Source organism: Amycolatopsis sp. NPDC054798 (assembly GCF_053611505.1).
Map to the genome: position 1 here is coordinate 18,103 of NZ_JBSHAM010000076.1, position 20,531 is coordinate 38,633.

Below are 20,531 nucleotides of genomic sequence, written 5' to 3' on the forward strand. Positions count from 1 at the left end.
GACCTAAGGAAACCCATGCGCCTTTCGACCCCGGTCTTTTTGGCTGCCGCCGTTCTCGCCCTTGCTTTCGCCCCGTCCGCACACGCAGACGGTTCCCGGCTGCACATCACCGAGGGCGGCACGCCGGACCACCCGCGGGTGTACTCCGGCGGCGGGGAATCCGTCCGCGGCATCGACGTCGACGCCGATTGGGTCGTCGTCGACGGATTCGCCCTCGACAGACCGTCCGCGCCCGGAGTGGAAATCCGCGGCAATCACGTGACCCTGCGAAACACCACGATCACCGCACCGCAAGGCGGCGACGGCGACGGCATCCGGTTCTTCGGCGACTACATCGCCTTGGAACACAACACTGTCAGCCATACCTCGAACAGCGACGGCGCGCACGCCGACTGCATGCAGACCTTCTCCAGCGACAGCCCGCCGAGCAATCACATCCGGATCGAAGGGAATCGCTGCGAGAAAATCGACAACATGTGCCTGATGGCGGAAGGCCCGAACGACGGAGAAGGAGACGGAAACGGCCACACCACGGATTTCCTGATCAAAGACAATTTCTGCGAAACGCTCGTCGCTTCGCAGACTTTGATGTTCGAGGATGTCCAGCAGGCCACCATCGTCGGCAACACCTTCGCGGCCGGCCCGGACCACGCGATCGGCCTGGCGATCCACTCGACCGGCGCGCACGTCGAGGGCAACCGTGTGGACCCGTCGATCCCGTGCGAGGTCGGCATCGACGATTCCTCGCGCGAGGGCTACACCGGCCCGGAGCCCGGTTGCGCTCCGTGACCTTTGTGGACGGTCCGGCCGGCAGCACACCGTGACCGAAACCGCCGGATCGAGCGCGGTATTCGAGCAGCCGGGTGAATCGAAAGCGACGCGGTTCACCACGCGGCGGGCCGGGTACTTCCTCCACGACGGCGCGCGGGCCGCCGAAGGAGACCTCCATGCTCAGTCACCACGAACGCGTCGAGCTGGACAAGATCGAGCGCTGGTTCGAAACCAGCGACCCGGAACTGGCGGCCGCCCTGCGCCGCGGCAAACCGGCCCGCTCCGCCAAGCTGCTCACCGCGTTCGCGATCCTGCTGGACATCGCCGCGTGCGGTCTCCTGGCGGCCGGGATCGCCGGGGCCAGCCCGGCGCTGACGGTGTGTGCCCTGTTCGCCGCCGCGGGCGGGGCGGCGGCGCATATCGCCCGCTGCCGCGGGTGAGGACTGGCTGGACCCAGGCCTGGCCGGAAAGCGGTGGTCCGGAGTGGGTTCTCGGCCATTCCGGTCCGCGGTCGAGGTTTCGCGCGGTGGTGAGCGCAGTCTGGCCAAGGCGCGCTGCGAGGAGCCCCGCTGCGGCCGGTCTGAGCTAGACCCGGCCGCGCTGGGTCGTCCCGCACCTCGCCTGGCCGCAACTCGCCGCCATCGGCCTGCCCCAACCTCGGCCGAGGCTGGGGCAATCGCCTCGCCTCGCACACCGGCTGGCGAAACTCGCCGCAAGGCACCTGCCTCGACCACCGGTCTGCCCCCAGAGCGCAATCGCCTCCCCTCGCCTCGCACACCATCCGGCCACACCCCACCGCAAGCCGCCCACCACGGCCGCCGATCCGGTTCCGCCGTCCGCACCGAATGCGATCGCCCCGCCCCCGAACACCACCTGGCCAAGCCTCTCCCTGCCCCACCGCCTCCCTCCGCGCGCCAGACCGGCCCCTCGGAAGTCCACCCACCACCAACACCCCGCCGGGAACCGGACCGCATTCCGGATGCGCCGCCCGCCCCGCGCACCGCACACTGGTCCGGTGTCCGACTGGATCCTGCACGTCGATCTCGACCAGTTCATCGCCGCCGTCGAAGTCGCCCGGCGGCCGGAACTGCGCGGGCGGCCGGTGATCGTCGGCGGGAACGGCGATCCGGCCGAACGCGCCGTCGTGGCCACCGCGTCCTACGAGGCGCGCGAGTTCGGCGTCGATTCCGGCATGCCGCTGCGGCTGGCCGTCAAGCGCTGCCCGGACGCCGTGCTCCTTCCGGTCGACGCCCCGGCCTACCAGGAGGTCTCCGACCGGGTGATGGCGCGGCTGCGGGAATTCCCGGTGATCGTCGAAGTGCTCGGCTGGGACGAAGCCTTCCTCGGCGCCGCCGCCGACGATCCCGAGACGCTCGCCGAGGAAATCCGCCGCGGCATCGAAGAAGAAACCGGGCTGTCGTCGTCTGTCGGAATCGGCGACAACAAGCTCCGCGCCAAACTCGCCACCGGTTTCGCGAAACCGGCCGGAATTTACCGGCTCACCCAGGAAAACTGGTGGGATGTCATGGCCGAGAAACCCACCGACGCGTTGTGGGGAATCGGCCGGAAAACCGCGAAGAAGCTCACCGAGGCCGGTTGCCCGACCGTTCTCGATCTCGCCGCCGCCGACCCGGACGCGCTCGCCGCGCGGTTCGGGCCGAAGCTGGGACCGTGGTACCGCCTGCTGGCCGGAGGCATCGGCGACGCCGAGGTGAGCGCGACCCCGTACGTCGCGCGTTCCCGAAGCAGGGAAACAACATTCCAGCAAGATCTCACCGATCCCGCGATCATCGCCGAGGAGACCGCGACCCTCGCCGGGCGCGTCGCGCAGGACGTCGCCGACGAGGGACGTCCCGCCGCGCGCGTCGCGGTCAAGGTGCGGTTCGCGCCGTTCCTCACCCACACGCACAGCGTGACGCTGCCCGCACCGTCGTCGGATCCGGCAGTGCTCGCCGCGGCGGCCCAAGAACTGCTGGGCCGCTTCACGTTCGGCAAACCGGTGCGGCTGCTCGGTGTTCGAGCGGAGTTCCCGCGCGCTTGACAGGTCCCGACCGGCCTTGCCAAGGTGGAACCGACGCGCCCGCCGGGGCGCGGCTCCGGGCCGAGAGGCGCTGCGACGGGGTTTCCCCGCCACGCTCGGCCCGCGGGACTTCGAACGAAGGGCGCCTCCTGGTTCAGGAGGTGTCGCGTGCCACTGGCGATTCCGGCCGCCTCAGCGCCGTCGCGCGAGGTGGACCGTGTGGTCGGAGACCAGCTCGACGGTGTCCGGCACAACCCGCCGGATCCGCCGCAAAACCTGTTCCCGCACCGAAATCGGCAGGACCCGGTACGCGGAGATGGTGGACAGCAGCCCGACGAGGCCGTCCGCGCTCAGCGTCTCCCGCTGCGGGACGGCGAACTGCCGGACGTCGGCGAACCACTCGGACTTTTCGAGCTCGGTGCCCGGCCACTGCAGTTCGCCGCCCGGCGGCGTGCCGTCCGGCGACGGAATCTCCGCACTCTCCAGGAACGGCGCCTGAGCCTCGTCGATCGCTTGCCGCACAACGGGATCCACGGGCCGGATCGGTCCGCCGAACGACGCGAACACCCCGCCCGGGGCCAGCAGGGCGGCGATGCGCGGCCACCGCCCGGCCGGGTCCGTCCAGTGCAGCGCCGAGGCCGAGTACACCAGCCCGTACCGCCGGTCCGGCCGCAGGTCTTCCAGCGCGCCCTGCCTGGTCTCGACGTCCGCGGGCACATGCTTGCGCAGTTCGGCGAGCATCGCCGGGTCCGGGTCGGTCGCGGTGACCGCGATCCCCCGCCGCGCGAACAGCCGGGTCGCTTTCCCTGTCCCGGCCCCGATTTCGAGCGCTTCGCGGACCGGCGCGCCCGCGTAGTCCAGCACCCGCTCGGCTAGTTCGGCGGGATATCCCGGCCGGTACCGTTCGTAGTCCGCGGCCACCGCTCCGAAACTCAACGCGCGCTCTGCCATGCCCGCCATTCTGGCCGCTCCGCACCGCGCGCACCTTCCCTTTTCCGATGCGCTCGCCGCATCCGCACCCGATTCTGCCCGAAAAACCCGGAAAGGACCCGAAAATGTCGCCCACCCTGCGTACCGTCGACGGCCTGGAGTTCGCTGTCGCCGACCTGTCGCTCGCCGCGGCCGGACGCATCCAGCTCGACCTCGCCGAGCACGAAATGCCCGGCCTGATGGCGCTGCGCCGCGAGTTCGCGGACTCCCAGCCGCTCAAGGGCGCGCGCATCGCCGGCTCGCTGCACATGACCGTGCAGACCGCGGTGCTGATCGAAACCCTCGTCGCGCTCGGCGCGCAGGTGCGCTGGGTGTCCTGCAACATCTTCTCCACCCAGGACGAGGCGGCCGCGGCCGTCGTCGTCGGTCCGGGCGGGACGCCGGAACACCCCGTCGGCACCGCGGTATTCGCGTGGAAGGGCGAAACCCTCGACGAATACTGGTGGTGCACCGACCAGCTGTTCCGTTTCCCCGGCGGCGAACTGCCGAACATGATCCTCGACGACGGCGGCGACGCCACCCTGCTCGTCCACAAGGGAGCCGAGTTCGAGAAGGCCGGCGCGGTGCCCGCCGCGCAGGAGGACGACCCGGAGGACTACCGGATCCTGCTGCGCACCCTGGCCGCCAGCCTGGCCGAGGACCCGCAGCGGTTCACCCGGATCGCCGGGGCGATGCGCGGGGTCACCGAGGAGACCACGGCCGGCGTGAACCGGCTCTATCAGCTCGCGGCCAGCGGCGAACTGCTGTTCCCGGCGATGAACGTCAACGATTCGGTCACCAAGTCGAAGTTCGACAACAAGTACGGAATCCGCCATTCGCTCCCGGACGGCCTCAACCGCGGCACCGACGTGATGATCGGCGGCAAGTACGCGGTCGTGTGCGGCTACGGCGACGTCGGCAAGGGCGCGGTCGAGGCGCTGCGCGGACAGGGCGCGCGCGTCGTGGTGACCGAGATCGACCCGATCTGCGCGCTGCAGGCCGCGATGGACGGGCTCGAGGTGGTGGAACTCGACGACGTCGTCGAGCGCGCCGACATTTTCCTCACCACCACCGGAAACTTCGGCATCATTTCCGCCGCGCAGATGAGCCGGATGAAGCACCAGGCGATCGTGGCGAACGTCGGCCACTTCGACAACGAGATCGACATGGCCGGGCTGGCGAAGATCCCGGGGATCGTCAAGACCGAGGTCAAACCGCAGGTGCACACGTGGCGGTTCCCGGACGGGCACGCGATCATCGTGCTGTCCGAGGGCAGGCTGATGAACCTCGGCAACGCGACCGGGCACCCGTCGTTCGTGATGTCCGCCTCGTTCGCGAACCAGGTGCTCGCGCAGATCGAACTGTTCGGGAAACCGGGCGACTACGCGAACGACGTGTACCGGCTGCCGAAGCACCTGGACGAAAAGGTCGCGCGGCTGCACCTGGACGCGCTCGGCGTCCGGCTCACGAAGCTGAGCAAGGAGCAGGCGGAGTACATCGGCGTGGACGTGGACGGGCCGTACAAACTGGACCACTACCGCTACTGACGTCGCCGGGGCGGGCGGCGGCTCGGCGGCCGCCGCCCGCGGCGAAAGCGAAAAGGGGTCCTCCGGCTCCGAGGGGGAGGGAGAGCCGAAGGACCCCCGGTAGTGTTAGCACACCGCCAAGCAGCTTGTACACGGCCGCCTACCCGATCGGGTAGAGATGCCCGGGCCGCGCGGGCCGGTTCCCTCCGGGGCCGCCGGAGGTCAGGAAGCCTGCCGCAGCAGGGGTTTCGCCGCTCCGGTGCAGGTGCAGCCGGCGTCGAGGGTGTGACAGTCGATGATCAGGCCGTGCCGGACCCGGTCCAGGTCAACGCAGGCAGGGTCGGTGCACTCGGCGAACCCGCGGTCCGGGTGGACCACCAGGGTGCCGTGACAGTGGTCGATGCCGCTCGTGCAGAACGCGCACTCCATGCTCAGCCGCCTTCCGCTCAGGTTTTCGAATCCCCGGCTCCGGATGCTCCGGGCCGGACTCCTCTTTGGTACCACTGGAAAACTCGCTGTCGCAGGATACCCGGCGGCGTGTCGGGCCCCACGGTCCGGTGAAGCCGGCCGCAGTAGCTCACCGCGCGTGACTGCCGCGTTTTCTGGACGGCGCCGGAAAATTCACTGTTCCGGGTTACGGAACATCCGCAGCCGCCTTGCGCATCGGACGCTTCGGTCCTGCCGAGGTTCAGGCGCTTTTCGGCCGCCGGGCCCGCGCGGCCGGTTTCTTGGCCGCCGCTTTGCCGTCCCCGGCGGCCTTTTTCGCCTCCTTGGCGGGCCCGCGGGTCTTCTTCGCCGCCGACACGCTCGCCTCCAGCGCCGCCATCAGGTCGACGACCTCGGCCTTCTCCCCCTGTTTCGGCGAGCCGACCGTTTCGCCGCCGCCCGCCTTCGCCTCGATCATCGCTTCGAGCGCTTCCCGGTAGGAGTCCGAGTATTTCTCCGGTTCGAACACCGGCTCGGACAGCGAGTCGATCAGCGAACCCGCCATCGTCACCTCCTGCGCGCGGACCTGCGGCGGATCCTCGTGCAGGAACGGGAAATCCGGGACCCGGACCTCGTCGGCCCACAGCATCGTGGTCATCACGAGCACGTCGTCCACGACGCGCAGCAGCGCCAGGCTCTCCCGCTGGCGCACCGCGACCTTCGCGATCGCCACGTGGCTCGCTTTCTGCAGCGCGTCGCGCAGCACCACGTACGGCTTCACCGCGTTCTTCTGCGGCTCCAGGTAGTAGGTGCGGTCGAACCGGATCGGGTCGATCGACTCCAGCGGCACGAATTCGAGCACGTCGATCGAACGCTGGGTGGGCAGCGGCAGTTCGGCGAGGTCGGCGTCGGTGATCACGACCATTTCGCCGTCGGGCAGCTCGTACCCCTTGGCGATGTCGGAGTAGGGCACCTCTTCGCCGTCGATCGAGCAGAACCGCTTGTACTGGATCCGCCCGCCGTCGGCGACGTGCACCTGGCGCAGCGACACGTTCTTGTTCTCGGTCGCCGCGTACAGCTGGATCGGGATGCTGACCAGCCCGAAGGACACCGAGCCCTTCCACATCGACCGCATGCCGCGCACCTCCGCCGAGTTCGCCGGTACGTATTCACGCTCGGTGACCACCGTAGCCGCGATCGTCCGAATCCGACAGTCCACGCAGGTCCGGGGCCTACGCGCAGCCACCGCGAGTGCGCAGCCACTCACGGGCGGCTGCTTCCGGATCCGCCGCCGGGAAATCGGGCGCGATCGGCCAGGCCCCGTAGACGCGCCCGGTCCGGTCGACGTCGACGGTGCTGGTGACGAGCAGTTTCGCCCCGTCTGCGAGGTCGAACGCCACGTTGCCGGTGGCGAAGCCCGCAGTGGGCTCGCCGAACGTGGCTGCCCGGCCGAGCCCGCGGAAGGCGATCAGCGTCGCTTCGCCCGAACTGGCGGTGTTGCGAGAGGTCAGCACCGCGACCGGCGGCTTTGGACGGCTCAGCCGGACCGGATTGACCTCCGCCGTGGCCGGCTGTTCGCCGGACCAGGACCGGCCGTCGCGGACGGACCAGAAGCCCGGTGCGCGCCCCGGCCCGGCGAACGAACCCGCGACCCCGTCGCCCAGCAACGGGGCCAGCACGGTCAGCATCGGCCACATGTTCCCGCCGACGTCGTCGCGGAGGTCGACGATCCACCCGCACAAGGCTTGCGCCTCGACCGCCCGCAGCGCCGCCACCCCGGCCGCGACATAACGCTCCTCGCCCGCGGCGTCGGCGACGAAGCCGGGAAGTTTCAGCACCGCGAGGCCATTCGCGGCGCGACTCGAAGGCACCGCGATCGTCGCTGCCGGCGGGGCCTGCGCTTGCGCGGGACTGAGCAGTTTGGAATGCGGGTTGCCCAGTTCGGCGAGCACGGTCTGGATCATCGGATAGGTCCCGGACAGGGTCGAAACCCCTTCCGCGGCGCGCAAAGCGTCCGCCTCCGCGCGCGGCCAGTCGACCCGGTCCCGGTCGATCGAATGCAGCCGCAGCAGGTTCAGCGCGCCGAGGAGATACGTCCGCGGCGTCGGCGCCGACGGCTGGGCCGCGGCCAGTCCGGCGCCGAGCAGTACCAGTACGACGACCGCGGCCAGCGCTCTTCTCAAGCCGGAGTCCCCGGGAAATGCGGGTTCTCGATCACTCCGACCAGGTTTCCGTCCGGCGCGCGCACCAGCGCGGTCCGGATCCCGCCGCCGAAGTCGGTGACCGCCGCGTGTTCGGCCGCCCCCTCCCCGACCAGCTTCGCCACCGCGGCTTCCACGTCGGGCACTCCCCAGTACGTGACCGGCCCGTCGCCGTTCTCCGCGCGGCCGTTCGGATCGAGCGCCAGCTCGTAACCGTGCACGCTGTATCCGACGTAGAACGGCTCGTCGAAGTACGGCGCCACGCCGAGGACGCGGGTCCACCACTCCTTGGCTGCCGCGAGGTCGTCGGCCGGATACACGATCGTGCGCAATCCATCGAACATGTGTTCATGCTGGCATAGACTGGCTTTACGAACACGAAACTTTTCGCAGTCCGCATAATTTTTCGCGTCGCGCAACTTTCGCTGCTACGCTCGCCCCGGTGACCTCCACCGCGCCCCTGGGCCTGCGCGAGCGCAAGAAGCGAGCCGCCCGAAGGGCGCTCGCCGAAGCCGCGCTGCGGATCGCGCTCGAACGGGGCGTCGACCAGCTGCGGGTGGAGGACATCGCGAACGAGGTGGGCGTGTCCCCGCGCACCTTCAACAACTACTTTTCCAGCAAGGAGGAAGCTGTCTGCGCGTTTATCGTCGAGCGGCAGGAACGGGTGCGCGAAGCGCTCCTGGCGCGGCCCGCCGACGAGCCGCTGTGGGACGCGGTCGTCAACGCCTCGGTCGACCGGTTCGTCCAAGACCCGCGTCCGAGCCGTGAGGACGTGCGGCGGATGCGCGCGCTGATGCAGAACGTCGCCCTGTTCGGCGAAATGCTGCGCGCGTACGCCGCTGTCGAGCGCGTGCTGGCCGAGGCCATCGCCGAACGAGCGGGCGAACATACAAACCCGTTGCACGCGCGGATGATGGCGAGCATTGTGCAGAACGCTTCGCGCATCGCCTTGGAAACCTGGCTCAATTCGGACTCCGAAGACAAAGAGTTCGTATCGACCTTCACCGGCCTCCTGAAGGAGGCTGCCGCCGGGATGCCGGCACTGGCCGCGTCCGGCGCGGCACGCTAGACCCGAACCGACGCCTCACCTGGGGGAGTACCCGACCGTGCTGGTCAAACTGCTGCGCAGCTTCCTGCGCCCGTACCGGGCCGCGCTGTGGCTCGTCGTCGCGCTGCAACTGGTGCAGACGATCGCCGCGCTGTACCTGCCCACGCTCAACGCCGACATCATCGACGGCGGCCTAGTCAAGGGCGACACCGGCTACATCATGAAGATCGGCGGGGTGATGCTGCTGGTCACGCTGGTGCAGATCGCCGGGTCGATCGGGGCCGTCTACTACGGTTCCCGCGTTTCCTCGGCCGCCGCCCGCGACATCCGCGCCGGGATCTTCCACCGGGTGCAGGATTTCTCCGCCCGCGAGATCGGCAAGTTCGGCACGCCGTCGCTGATCACCCGCACCACCAACGACGTCCAGCAGATCCAGCTGCTCACCGCGATGACCTTCACGCTCATGGTCTCCGCGCCGATCATGTGCGTCGGCGGCATCCTGCTCGCGCTGCAGCAGGACGTGCCGCTGTCGTCCCTGCTCGTGGTGATCGTGCCGGTGCTGGGCATCGCCGTCGGCCTGATCATCATGCGGATGCGGTCGGCCTTCCGGCTCATGCAGGTGCGCCTCGACAAGATCAACCAGGTGCTGCGCGAGCAGATCATGGGCATCCGGGTGATCCGCGCGTTCGTGCGCGACAAGCACGAGCGCGAGCGCTTCGGCCGCGCCAACGACGAGCTGTTCACCGTCTCGCTGCGGGTCGGCAGGCTGATGTCGCTGATGTTCCCCACCGTGATGCTGGTGGTGAACGTGTCGAGCGTCGCCGTGCTGTGGTTCGGCGGGCAGCGGGTCGACAGCGGAGCCATGCAGATCGGCGCGCTCACCGCGTTCCTGGCCTATCTGCTGCAGATCCTGATGGCGGTCATGATGGCCACCTTCATGTTCATGATGGTGCCGCGCGCCGAGGTCAGCGCCGAGCGGATCACCGAGGTGCTGGACACCGAATCGAGCGTGCGCCCGCCCGCCGAACCGCTCCCGGCCGGAGCCGAACGCGGGCATCTCGAGCTTTCCGGCGTCGAATTCCGTTACCCCGGCGCGGAAAAACCGGTGCTGCAGGACATTTCGCTGTTCGCCCGGCCCGGCGAGACCACGGCGATCATCGGCAGCACGGGCAGCGGGAAGACGACGCTGCTCAACCTCATCCCGCGGCTGATGGACGCCACCGAGGGCAGCGTCCGGGTGGACGGCGTCGACGTGCGCCGGCTCGATCCGGAAGACCTCTCGACCGCGGTCGGCATGGTGCCGCAGAAGCCTTATCTGTTCGCCGGGACAGTCGCCAGCAACCTCCGCTACGGCAATCCGGACGCGACCGACGAACAGCTGTGGCACGCGCTGGAAGTCGCGCAGGGCAAGGACTTCGTGGAACGGATGGAACAGGGCCTCGACTCCCCCATCGCCCAGGGCGGCACGAACGTCTCGGGCGGGCAGCGGCAGCGGCTCGCGATCGCGCGGATGCTGGTGCACCGGCCGGAGATCTACCTGTTCGACGATTCGTTCAGCGCCCTCGACTACGCCACCGACGCCGCGCTGCGCCGCGCGCTCGCCGACGAAACCCGCGACGCGACCGTCGTCATCGTCGCGCAGCGGGTCAGCACGATCCGCGGCGCGGACCGGATCATCGTGCTCGACGACGGCCGCGTCGTCGGCACCGGAACCCACCACGAGCTGATGGAAACCAACGAAACTTACCGGGAAATCGTGCTTTCGCAGCTGACCGAGCAGGAGGCGGCGTGAGCGAGGAAACGAAGACCGCCGCCGCGCACGACGCGGACGAACCGGCCGCCGTCGCGCGCGACAAGACGCGTCCGCAGCCGGCCGCGGGACCCGCTGGCCGGATGATGTCCGCCGGGGCTCCCGCGGAGAAACCGCTCGACTTCAAAGGTTCCCTCGCCCGTCTGCTGCGGCTGCTGCGCCCGCAACGGGCGGCACTGGCCGGGGTGCTGGTGCTCGGCGCGATCGGCGTCGCACTGACCGTGCTGGGCCCGAAAGTGCTCGCCCGGGCGACAGACCTGATCTTCGCGGGCGTGAGCAGCAGGCATCTGCCGCTGGGCGCGACCAAGGAACAGGTCATCGAGGGCCTGCGGGCGCACGGCGAGAACACGCTGGCCGACATGTTCACCAGAGTCGACCTGATGCCCGGCCACGGCGTCGACTTCACCGCGGTCGGCCAGGTGCTGATGATCGTGCTCGCGCTGTACGTCATCGCGTCGTTCCTCGGCGTCATCCAGGCGCGGCTCACCACGAATCTGGTGCAGGGCGCGGTGTTCCGGCTGCGCCAGGACATCGAGGAGAAGTTCGCGCGGCTGCCGCTGCGCTACTTCGACCGCCAGCCGCGCGGCGAGGTACTGAGCCGGGTCACCAACGACATCGACAATCTCTCGCAGTCGCTGCAGCAGACGCTGTCGCAGATCGTCACGTCGCTGTTCACCGTTCTGGGCGTGCTGGTGATGATGTTCGTCATCTCGCCGCTGCTCGGGGTGATCGTGCTGCTGACGGTGCCGCTGTCGGTGTACGTCGCGGCCAAGGTCGGCAAACGCGCGCAGCCGCAGTTCATCCGGCAGTGGTCGACGACCGGGAAGCTCAACGCGCACGTCGAGGAGATGTACTCGGGCCACTCGCTCGTGCACGTCTTCGGCCGCCGCAAGGAGGCCGAAGAGGTCTTCCGGCAACAGAACGAGGCGCTGTACGAGGCGAGCTTCAAGGCGGCTTTCATCTCCGGCACGATCCAGCCGGCGATGATGTTCATCGGCAACCTGAGCTACGTCCTGGTCGCCGTCGTCGGCGCGCTGCGGGTCGCCTCGGGCACCCTGACGCTGGGCGACGTGCAGGCGTTCATCCAGTACTCGCGCCAGTTCAGCCAGCCGGTCACGCAGATCGCGAGCATGGCGAACCTGCTGCAGTCCGGCGTGGCCTCGGCCGAGCGCGTGTTCGCGCTGCTGGACGCGAAGGAGCAGGAACCGGAGCCGGAGCACCCGCAGCGCCCGGAGGTCGTGCACGGGCAGGTCGAGTTCGAGCACGTGTCCTTCCGCTACCTGGAAGACACGCCGCTGATCGAAGACCTGTCGCTGTCGGTCGAACCCGGTCACACGGTCGCGATCGTCGGCCCGACCGGCGCGGGCAAAACCACGCTGGTGAACCTCCTGATGCGGTTCTACGAAATCGACGGCGGCCGCATCACCCTGGACGGCGTCGACATCAAGGCCATGGACCGCGAGGAACTGCGCGCGAAGACCGGCATGGTCCTGCAGGACGCCTGGCTGTTCGGCGGCACGATCGCGGAAAACATCGCGTACGGCGCGGACAACGTCACCCGCGAAGAGGTCGTCGAAGCCGCGAAGGCCACCTACGTGGACCGCTTCGTCCGCACCCTCCCAGACGGTTACGACACCGTCCTGGACGACGAGGGCGGCACCGTCAGCGCAGGCGAAAAGCAGCTGATCACCGTCGCCCGAGCCTTCCTGGCCAAGCCCGCAATCCTCATCCTGGACGAAGCCACCAGCTCGGTCGACACCCGCACCGAGGTGCTGATCCAGCACGCCATGAACTCCCTGCGCACCGGCCGCACCAGCTTCGTGATCGCCCACCGCCTCTCCACCATCCGGGACGCGGACGTCATCCTGGTGATGGAAAACGGCAACATAGTGGAACAAGGCAACCACGAAACGCTGATCAACGCAGGCGGCGCCTACTCCCGCCTCTACGCGGCCCAATTCGCAGAAGCCATGGCAGAAACCGAATAACCAAACCCCACCCCCACCGCACCGCAAAAGACCCTTGAGGAACCCCATTCCTCAAGGGTCTTTTTCACGCACACAACCACCCACCCACCCAACCGCACCCGCGAACCCAAACCCACCAGCACACCCGAGCCCCGCGCGCCACCTCCTCAACCGCAGCCCGCGCTCCCAGCTCACCAGCGCAGCCACACCCGGCCCTGCACCCCGATACGAAGCCAAAAACACGCGCGGAAAGGCTTGTCAAGGCATCTTTCCCGCCTTGACAAGCCTTTCCGCGCGTAGTCACAATCAGCTTCGGGGTGCCCCACCGCACCACATCCCCTAAAGCCCGACCCCCACCACCAAACAGCCCAACTTCACAGCCGAGGAATATTCCGCAAATTAGACTTGGCCAACTCCAGCATCTTCCCCACTCCCCCGCTCAACACAGTCTTGCTGGCCGCCAACGCAAACCCCCGAACCTGCGCCGCAGTAATATTCGGCGGAATAGACAACGCATTGGGATCAGTCACCACGTCCAGCACCGCGGGCCCGTCATGCGCCAGAACGTCCCGGATCCCGTCCCGAACCTCCCCCGGCTTCTCCACCCGCCGCGAATACAGCCCAGCCGCCCGGGCAATCCCGGCGAAGTCCACCTGATCGTGGTCGGTCCCGAACTCCGGCAGCCCGTCCACGAGCATCTCCAGCTTCACCATTCCAAGCGAAGAGTTGTTGAACACCACCGCTTTGACCGGCAACGCGTGCGTCTTGAGCGTCAGCAGCTCCCCCATCAGCATCGCGAGCCCGCCGTCCCCGCACATCGCCACGACCTGCCGTCCCGGCGCCGCGGCCTGCGCCCCGATCGCGTGCGGCAACGCGTTCGCCATGCTCCCGTGCACAAACGATCCCAGGATCCGCCGCCGTCCGTTCGGCGTGACGTACCGGGCGGCCCAGACATTGCACATCCCGGTGTCCACAGTGAACACCGCGTCGTCGGCGGCTTCCTCGTCGAGCACGTCGGCGACGTACTCCGGATGCAGCGGGATGTGCTTCGACACCTCGGTCGTGTAAGCGTCGACCACCCGCTGCAGCCCGCGTTCGTGCTTGCGCAGCATGGCGTCCAGGAACGACCGGTCGCTGCGCTCGCGCAGCTTCGGCAGCACCGCCCGGATCGTGGCCCCGACGTCCCCCTGCACGCCGAACTCCAGCGCCGAACGACGCCCCATCCGCGACGGGTCGATGTCCACCTGCACGGTGTTGCGCTGCGGCAGGAAGTTGTCGTACGGGAAGTCCGTCCCCAGCAGCAGCACCAGATCGGCCTCGTGCATCGCCTCATAGCAGGCCCCGTAGCCGAGCAGCCCGCTCATGCCGACGTCGTACGGGTTGTCGTACTGCACGAACTCCTTGCCCCGCAGCGAATGCCCGACCGGAGCCCCGGCCGCGGCGGCGAGCGCGAGCACCTCGTCGTGGGCGTCCCGGCACCCCGCGCCCGCCATGATCATCACCTTCTCCGCCCGGTCGATCCGGTCGGCGAGACGGGCGACGTCGGCCTCGGCGGGCACCACCGCGGGCGGGCTGCCGAGCGGCACCGACTCTCCGGTGGCGTGCGCGGCGGTCTCGTGCGAGACGTCGCCGGGCAGCACCAGAACCGCGGCCCCGCGGCGGCCGACGGCGTTCTGCACCGCGATCCGCGCGAGCCGCGGCATCTGCTCGGGCGAGCTCACCATCTCGCAGTAGTGCGAGCATTCGGCGAACAGCTGCTGCGGATGCGTTTCCTGGAAGAACCCGGTGCCGATCTGCGTCGACGGGATGTGCGAGGCGATCGCGAGCACCGGGGCTCCCGAGCGGTGCGCGTCGTAAACCCCTTGCAGCAGATGCAGATTGCCCGGGCCGCAGCTGCCCGCGCACACCGCGAGCCGCCCGGTGAGCTGCGCCTCGGCCGCGGCGGCGAACGCGCCCGCCTCTTCGTTGCGCACGTGCACCCAGTCGATCCCGCCGCGTGCCGAACCGCCGGTGCGGCGCACCGCGTCCACCACGGGGTTGAGGCTGTCGCCCACCACCCCGTAGATCCGGCGCACCCCGGATTGCACCAGAACGTCGATCAACTGGTCGGCCACCGTCGCCATGCTCGTCTGTCCCTTCGTGAGAGTCCTTTCGCAGTCTGTCACCGATCAGGCGAACCGCCACCGCATTGACAGATATTGTTGTCAATGGCACGGTGATCAGGACCGACGACGAGGAGGACCGCCGCTCATGCCACGCGAGTTCGAGGTGCGCAAAGAGGTTCAGCTGCCCGCGGGGCCCGAGGCGGTCTGGGAGGCCGTGGCGACCGGGCCCGGCATCGATTCGTGGTTCATGGGCCGCCACGAGGTCGACGCCGCGGCCAAGCGGATCCGGTTCACCCTCGGCGAAATGCGCACCGAGGCGGAGATCACGGCGTGGGACCCGCCGCGCAAGTTCGCCTATCGCGGCGAAGCGGCCGAGGACGGCACGTTCGACGCGATGGAATTCCTCGTGGAAGCGGCCGAAGGCGGCACTTCTGTACTGCGATTCGTGCACCGCGGGTTCGTCGAGGACGGCTGGGACGACGAGTACCACGAGTCCTTCGCCGTCGGCTGGGAGATGTACCTGCACACCCTCGCCGAACTGCTGGCCCACTTCCCCGGCCGTTTCGCGACGTACGTGACCGCGGACGGCCCTGCCTCGTCGGCGAGCCGGGACGCGTGGCCGAAACTGCTGGCAGCGCTCGGCCTGCCCGAGGACGCGTCGGCCGGGCAAGCCGTCCAGTTCACCGTCGGCGGCGAAACGGTAGAGGGCGTCCTCGACTACTCGACCCCGAACTACGCCGGAGTCCGCACCGAGGACGCCCTCTACCGGTTCCACGAACGGTCGTTGCTGAACATGCCGATCGCGGTCGGGCATCACCTGTTCCGCCCGGACGTCGACGAGACCGCCGAAAGCGCGACCTGGAGCCGCTGGCTCGCCGACGCGCTCGGCTGACGTCAGCGGCGGCGCAGCAGCAGCGCCGCCCCGCCGGCCGCCACGACGGCCCCGGCGATCACGTTGCCGATCACCGCGCCGGTCGACGGCACTGTCTCGTCGCCGTACCGCAGCAAGAACGGGGACACCGCGGCCCACGCCCCGAGCACCGGCAGCACCCAGGCCAGCGCCTGAGCACCGGAATCGCGCGCCCGCATGGCAGCGAAAACGACGATCGCGAGCCCGGCCACCGTGTTGCTCACCGCGAGTTCGGCGGCCCCGCCGAACCGCAGCAGCCACGGCGCGGCGATCAAGTACAGACCGGCCAGCACAGCGAAGCCCGCTGCACCCCCGGAGACCGCGGTCTTGCCGGACATCGTGCTGGTGGACATCTGGATCACCTCAGCAGATCTCGGTTCCACCCTCTCGGGTACCCAGATTCCGGCCGGTGATTCACGCCCCCGCGGCGGCGAACGCCTCGCGCAGGCCGCGGCGCACCGGCACCGCGGCCTCGATCCCGGACACCGCGAAGGCACGCAGCACGAGCGGCCCGGTGGCCACCACCGAAAGCGCGGGCCGGACGCGGCTCGTCTCTTCCAGCACGCGCAGCCCGGCGCAGCTGAGATAGCCGACCCGCGAAAGGTCCACGACCAGTTTCCCGCCCGCCCCGGAGGCGGCCGACAGCGCGGATCGGAACTGTCCTACCGACGCGACGTCGATCTCGCCCGCCGCTGTGACCAGCACGATGTCGCCGTCCCTGCGGCTGGTGAAGACGGTGAGACCGGCAGCCCCGCGAGCACCCATTGGCGAAACGGTACGCGCCCGCGCGGCGCCGGCAAACCGTCCCGCCCCGACCGGGTGGGGCAATTCACGAGCGGGTCACAGCTGCGCGAGCAGCTTCTCGCGCAGCTCCGGCTGGTCGGCGAGACCGTTCCGGATCGAGAAGTCGACGAACGGCCGCATCTGCTCCCGGGGGACGAGCGACCAGTCGAGCGGGCCGAGCGGCGGCTGCGGGTCGTATTCGATGCCGAACTGGACCAGCCGCGCGGCGTCCGCTCCGCTCATCCGCTCCACCAGGTGCAATGCCAGGTCGATGCCCGCGGACACCCCCGCCGCGGTGATCACCGGGCCGCTGTCGGCCCAGCGCTGCCGGACCGGTTTGGCCCCGAACACGCGCAGGGCGTCCAGGAACGTCCAGTGCGTGGTCGCTTCGCGACCTTCGAGCAGCCCAGCCTGGCCGAGCAGCAGCGAACCGGTGCACACGGACGTCATGAGCTCGGCGGACGTCGCGGCCTGCCGGAGGTAGCCGATGAGCGCCTCGTCGCCGAGCGCGCGCAGCGTCGGCGCGCCACCGCCGGGGACCAGCACCCAGGACGGGTCCGGGACCTGGTCGAAGGTGTGGCTCGGCGCGATCCGCAACGGCGTGTCGGTGTCGGTGGTCTCCAGGGTTTCGCCCACGACCGCCACGCGGACCGAGGGGTCGGCCGCCGCGTAGGCGGTGATCGCCTGCAGCGGTCCGACCAGGTCCAGCACCGTCAGGCCGGGGTAGACGACGAACGCGAAGGTTTTCTGGGTCATGCCGCCACCCTCCCGGGCGCGCGGCCCGGCCGGGACACGCGTGTCCGAAATCCTGCGAAGCCGGTTGTTCCGGCCGGGCGAGCTGCTACCGTGCCGCCATGCCGAGTACCGCCCGGCAGGTCGTGATCCTCGGGTACCCCGACGCCGAACTGCTCGACATCGCCTGCGTATCCGACGTTTTCGACGCCGCCACCCGGCTCGGCGCGGCGCGCCCGTACGACGTCCGGCTCGCCACCGTCGACGGGCTGCCCTTCGCTTGCCAGTCCGGGCTCACGCTCGCCCCGCACGTCCGGATCGACCAGGTCCGCGGCCCGCTCGACACGTTCGTCGTCGCGGGCGGACTCGGCCACCTCGCCGCCGCCAAGGACCAACGGCTGCTCGCGCACGTGCGGCGGCTGTCGCAGCTGAGCAAGCGCACGGCGTCGGTCTGCACCGGGGCGACCGTGCTCGCCGCGGCCGGGCTGCTGAGCGGCCGCCGGGCGACCACGCACTGGTCGCACGCGGCGCGGCTCGCCGAGCAGTACCCGTCGGTGACCGTGGACCCGGTGCCGCTTTTCGTGCGGCACGGCGACGTCTACACCTCCGCGGGCGTCACCAGCGGGCTCGACCTCACCCTCGCCTTCGTCGAGGAGGACCACGGCCCGACGCTCGCCCGCGAGGCCGCCCGGTCGCTGGTCACCTACCTGCAGCGGCCCGGGAACCAGGCGCAGGTGAGCATGTTCCTCGCCGGTCCGCCGCCGGAGCACCGGCAGGTCCGCGACCTCACCGCGTACGTCGCCGAGCACCTCGCCGACGACCTCGGCGCGCCCGCGCTGGCGAACCAGGCCGGCATCAGCACCCGCCAGCTGACCCGGCTGTTCGACGCCCATCTCGGCACCACCCCGGGGAAGTACGTGCGGACGGTGCGCGCCGAACACGCCGCCCGCCTGCTGTCCGGCACCGACCTCCCGCTCGCCGCGATCGCGCGACGCTGCGGTTTCGGCTCCACCGAGACGCTCCGGCAAGCGTTTCTGGACCATTTCGACACGCCTCCCTCGGCCTACCGCCGGGTGCACCTGCGTTCCGCTCACGCCTGAACGAAACGCCGGATACGCCCGCCTCGTCCCCCACCCGGTACGGGTGAACCGCGAGCCGGGAGGGCAGGATGTCCGCCGTGGCACCGCACGACTACCCCGACCAGGACCCCGACGACACCGGCCCGCTCCCGCGCGTGCCGGGCGAGCCCGCGTCCCCGTCCTCCGCCGTGCCGCCCCCAGCGTCTCCGCCGCGCGCCCGGCCGGAGGGCCCGCGCCGCGTGCGCCGCGCCGAACCCGGACGGCCGCCTGAGCGGTCGGGCGAACCGGGACGCCCCGTTGAGCGATCCGGGGACCCAGGACGACCAGTCGAGCGCACCGGCGAGCCCGGACGTCCGGCTGACCGGTCCGGCTCCCCCGGGCGCACCGGCGAACCGGGACGGCGAGCCGAGCGGCCCGGCGAACCTCGGCGTCCGCGCGCGGCCTCCCCTCGGCCCGGCCAGCCCGGCGCCCCTCGCTCCGCACAGCCGGGCCACCCGCGCAGCGGCGACCCACGCGCCTCCGATTCCCGCGGCGCGCACTCCGGTGAACTGCGGCTGCCCCGCCGCGCGGGCGACACTCCGCCGACCGGCACCCGCCGCCGTCCCCCGGCCCGGCCGCCACAGTCCGAAAAGGACACTCCGAAACCCGCTGCCGCCAAGGAACTCCCGCCGTCCACCGGGCACGGCCACGGTCATGGGCACGGCCACGGCCCGGCCGCCCCGGCTTCGCAACGAGTCCGCAAACTCTTGATCTGGCTTCTCGCCCCGCTGGCCCTGGCCACCGTCGTGGGCATGATCGTGCTGTACCCGTGGGGCAGTTCGCTGCCGAAAAGCGCCGTACCGCAAGGCACTCCGGTCCAGGCGGCGATCACGACCGCGACGTCCGGCCCGTGCCTGCAGCCCGGCCAGGTGCAGGTCGGCTCGCAGCCGGAGCCGGACGCGAAACCGTGTCTCACCGTCGATCTTCAGATGAGCGACGGCCCGGCGGCCGGGAAGCCGGTGCGGCTGACCGTGCCGATCGAGCCGAGCACGCCGCGGTTCTCCGCGGGCGACAAGGTCGTGCTGGCCTACAACGGCGGCAATCCGCTCGATCCGCAGTCGTTCACGCTCGTCGATTTCCAGCGCGGCACACCGCTGGTGCTGCTCGCCGCGCTGTTCGCGGTCGCCGTGCTCGTGCTCGGCCGCTGGCAGGGCCTGGCCGCGCTGGTCGCGCTGGTGCTGAGTTTCGTGGTGATCGTGCTTTTCGTGCTGCCCGCGATTCTCGCCGGGGAGAACCCGCTGGTGGTGGCGATCGCCGGAGCGGGCGCGATCATGTTCCTCGCGCTCTATCTGACGCACGGCCTGTCCGCGAGAACCTCGGTCGCCGTACTGGGCACCTTGGTCAGCCTCGCCCTGATCGGAATCCTGTCGGCCATCTTCTCCGCCGCCGCGTCCCTCACCGGCCTCGACGACAGCACCACGACGCTGATCGCCTCACTCGGCCACGGCATCGACGCCCGCGGCCTGCTGCTGGCAGGCATCGTGATCGGCGCACTGGGCGTACTAGACGACGTAACGATCACCCAGACCAGCGCAGTATGGGAACTGCGACGCGCGAACCCCTCGCTCAGCTGGCGCGAGCTGTACAGCTCGGGCCTGCGAATCGGCCGCGACCACGTCGGTTCCGCCGTGAACACTCTGGTGATGGCCTACGCCGGAGCCGCCCTGCCGGTAATGCTCTACTCCGCCATCTCCGGCGTCGGCCTAGGCGCACTGCTAGGCAGCGAAGACATCGCAGCCGAAATCATCCGAACACTGGCCGGCTCAGTAGGCATCGTCGCCGCAGTCCCAGTAACAACAGTCCTCGCAGCCTTGATCGCCGCCCGCGAACCAGTAGAACACCTCATCAACACCACCACCCCCGCCAAACCACACCAGTAACACCCCGCCCCCCAGCCCGGCGCAACCGTCGCGAATGCGGTACGAAGACCGCGACTCCCGCCCCCAAGGAGGGCCTCCGTGTTCTCAACCGTCCTGGCCGGGCCCGAATCACCGCTGCACCTGACCCGCCGCCTCTCCGCATCCGCGTAGACGCCCCCTGAGCCGCTTCCCCGCCCGCCACTCCCCTCAACTCGACCGTAACGGCGGGATCGCGCCGACGTTTGGGCTGAGCGGCGGGACAGGCCGAAGGCCCCTCCCGCCGCTC

The 20,531-nt window shown here is 69.8% G+C and carries 19 protein-coding genes and 1 riboswitch; of the genes, 10 read left to right on the forward strand and 9 right to left on the reverse strand.

Annotation, left to right across the window (positions count from 1 at the left end):
- Positions 1-15: 15 nt before the first annotated feature.
- The 3 genes from ACWGIC_RS34075 to ACWGIC_RS34085 all read left to right on the forward strand — a co-directional run bounded on the left by ACWGIC_RS34075 (position 16) and on the right by ACWGIC_RS34085 (position 2,812).
- Entirely contained in the window at positions 16-789 is a 774-nt protein-coding gene (locus ACWGIC_RS34075; protein WP_452080030.1) for a right-handed parallel beta-helix repeat-containing protein, read from the forward strand.
- A gap of 158 nt (positions 790-947) precedes the next feature.
- On the forward strand, positions 948-1,211 hold the full coding sequence (locus ACWGIC_RS34080) for a DUF3040 domain-containing protein (RefSeq protein ID WP_452080031.1): 264 nt from the start codon (positions 948-950) through the stop codon (positions 1,209-1,211).
- Between the two features lie 539 nt (positions 1,212-1,750).
- Entirely contained in the window at positions 1,751-2,812 is a 1,062-nt protein-coding gene (locus ACWGIC_RS34085) for a DNA polymerase IV (protein ID WP_452080032.1), read from the forward strand.
- A gap of 56 nt (positions 2,813-2,868) precedes the next feature.
- A riboswitch (S-adenosyl-L-homocysteine riboswitch) is annotated at positions 2,869-2,942 on the forward strand.
- A gap of 41 nt (positions 2,943-2,983) precedes the next feature.
- On the opposite strand, the gene ACWGIC_RS34090 is transcribed toward ACWGIC_RS34085, so the two are convergent.
- Entirely contained in the window at positions 2,984-3,742 is a 759-nt protein-coding gene (locus ACWGIC_RS34090) for a class I SAM-dependent methyltransferase (RefSeq protein ID WP_452080033.1), read from the reverse strand.
- Between the two features lie 104 nt (positions 3,743-3,846).
- Between ACWGIC_RS34090 and ahcY the strand changes: the two genes are divergently transcribed.
- Positions 3,847-5,307 carry an adenosylhomocysteinase gene (gene ahcY, locus ACWGIC_RS34095; RefSeq protein WP_452080034.1) on the forward strand — a complete coding sequence of 487 codons (1,461 nt, stop codon included), beginning with the start codon at positions 3,847-3,849 and terminating at the stop codon, positions 5,305-5,307.
- Positions 5,308-5,508: 201 nt separating this feature from the next.
- Here ahcY and ACWGIC_RS34100 read toward each other — a convergent pair whose 3' ends face one another.
- From ACWGIC_RS34100 to ACWGIC_RS34115, 4 genes are all read right to left on the reverse strand, one after another.
- Positions 5,509-5,715 carry a hypothetical protein gene (locus ACWGIC_RS34100; protein WP_452080035.1) on the reverse strand — a complete coding sequence of 69 codons (207 nt, stop codon included), beginning with the start codon at positions 5,713-5,715 and terminating at the stop codon, positions 5,509-5,511.
- Between the two features lie 259 nt (positions 5,716-5,974).
- Positions 5,975-6,847: a non-homologous end joining protein Ku gene (ku, locus tag ACWGIC_RS34105; protein WP_452080036.1), complete on the reverse strand. Its 873-nt coding sequence runs from the start codon at positions 6,845-6,847 to the stop codon at positions 5,975-5,977.
- Between the two features lie 97 nt (positions 6,848-6,944).
- Positions 6,945-7,895, reverse strand: coding sequence for a S41 family peptidase (locus ACWGIC_RS34110; RefSeq protein ID WP_452080037.1), 951 nt, complete (start codon positions 7,893-7,895; stop codon positions 6,945-6,947).
- Positions 7,892-8,257, reverse strand: coding sequence for a VOC family protein (locus ACWGIC_RS34115; protein ID WP_452080038.1), 366 nt, complete (start codon positions 8,255-8,257; stop codon positions 7,892-7,894). Before ACWGIC_RS34115 ends, ACWGIC_RS34110 begins: the two co-directional genes overlap by 4 nt.
- A 98-nt stretch (positions 8,258-8,355) precedes the next feature.
- Between ACWGIC_RS34115 and ACWGIC_RS34120 the strand changes: the two genes are divergently transcribed.
- Genes ACWGIC_RS34120 through ACWGIC_RS34130 form a run of 3 tightly spaced genes read left to right on the forward strand, consistent with a single transcriptional unit; the run spans position 8,356 to position 12,759 of the window.
- Positions 8,356-8,982, forward strand: a complete 627-nt coding sequence (locus ACWGIC_RS34120; RefSeq protein ID WP_452080039.1) for a TetR/AcrR family transcriptional regulator — start codon at positions 8,356-8,358, stop codon at positions 8,980-8,982.
- A 37-nt stretch (positions 8,983-9,019) separates the two neighbouring features.
- A complete protein-coding gene (locus ACWGIC_RS34125; protein WP_452080040.1) occupies positions 9,020-10,753 on the forward strand; it encodes an ABC transporter ATP-binding protein in 1,734 nt (577 codons plus the stop codon).
- Positions 10,750-12,759: an ABC transporter ATP-binding protein gene (locus tag ACWGIC_RS34130; RefSeq protein ID WP_452080041.1), complete on the forward strand. Its 2,010-nt coding sequence runs from the start codon at positions 10,750-10,752 to the stop codon at positions 12,757-12,759. Before ACWGIC_RS34125 ends, ACWGIC_RS34130 begins: the two co-directional genes overlap by 4 nt.
- 353 nt (positions 12,760-13,112) lie before the next feature.
- Here ACWGIC_RS34130 and ACWGIC_RS34135 read toward each other — a convergent pair whose 3' ends face one another.
- Positions 13,113-14,861 (reverse strand): pyruvate dehydrogenase, encoded by a 1,749-nt coding sequence (locus ACWGIC_RS34135; RefSeq protein WP_452080042.1) that lies wholly within the window; start codon positions 14,859-14,861, stop codon positions 13,113-13,115.
- A gap of 127 nt (positions 14,862-14,988) precedes the next feature.
- Here ACWGIC_RS34135 and ACWGIC_RS34140 point away from each other — a divergent pair, with 127 nt between their 5' ends.
- Complete coding sequence (locus tag ACWGIC_RS34140) at positions 14,989-15,735, forward strand: SRPBCC family protein (RefSeq protein WP_452080043.1); 747 nt, start codon at positions 14,989-14,991, stop codon at positions 15,733-15,735.
- A 2-nt stretch (positions 15,736-15,737) separates the two neighbouring features.
- On the opposite strand, the gene ACWGIC_RS34145 is transcribed toward ACWGIC_RS34140, so the two are convergent.
- The 3 genes from ACWGIC_RS34145 to ACWGIC_RS34155 all read right to left on the reverse strand — a co-directional run bounded on the left by ACWGIC_RS34145 (position 15,738) and on the right by ACWGIC_RS34155 (position 17,292).
- The gene (locus ACWGIC_RS34145) at positions 15,738-16,106 is read right to left on the reverse strand and encodes an SPW repeat protein (RefSeq protein ID WP_452080044.1); all 369 of its coding nucleotides are present in this window, start codon (positions 16,104-16,106) and stop codon (positions 15,738-15,740) included.
- 61 nt (positions 16,107-16,167) lie between these two features.
- Complete coding sequence (locus ACWGIC_RS34150; protein WP_452080045.1) at positions 16,168-16,518, reverse strand: STAS domain-containing protein; 351 nt, start codon at positions 16,516-16,518, stop codon at positions 16,168-16,170.
- Between the two features lie 75 nt (positions 16,519-16,593).
- Positions 16,594-17,292 carry a DJ-1/PfpI family protein gene (locus ACWGIC_RS34155; protein ID WP_452080046.1) on the reverse strand — a complete coding sequence of 233 codons (699 nt, stop codon included), beginning with the start codon at positions 17,290-17,292 and terminating at the stop codon, positions 16,594-16,596.
- 98 nt (positions 17,293-17,390) lie between these two features.
- Between ACWGIC_RS34155 and ACWGIC_RS34160 the strand changes: the two genes are divergently transcribed.
- The gene (locus tag ACWGIC_RS34160) at positions 17,391-18,368 is read left to right on the forward strand and encodes a GlxA family transcriptional regulator (RefSeq protein ID WP_452080047.1); all 978 of its coding nucleotides are present in this window, start codon (positions 17,391-17,393) and stop codon (positions 18,366-18,368) included.
- Positions 18,369-18,586: 218 nt separating this feature from the next.
- Complete coding sequence (locus tag ACWGIC_RS34165) at positions 18,587-20,266, forward strand: YibE/F family protein (RefSeq protein ID WP_452080048.1); 1,680 nt, start codon at positions 18,587-18,589, stop codon at positions 20,264-20,266.
- Positions 20,267-20,531 lie beyond the last annotated feature (265 nt).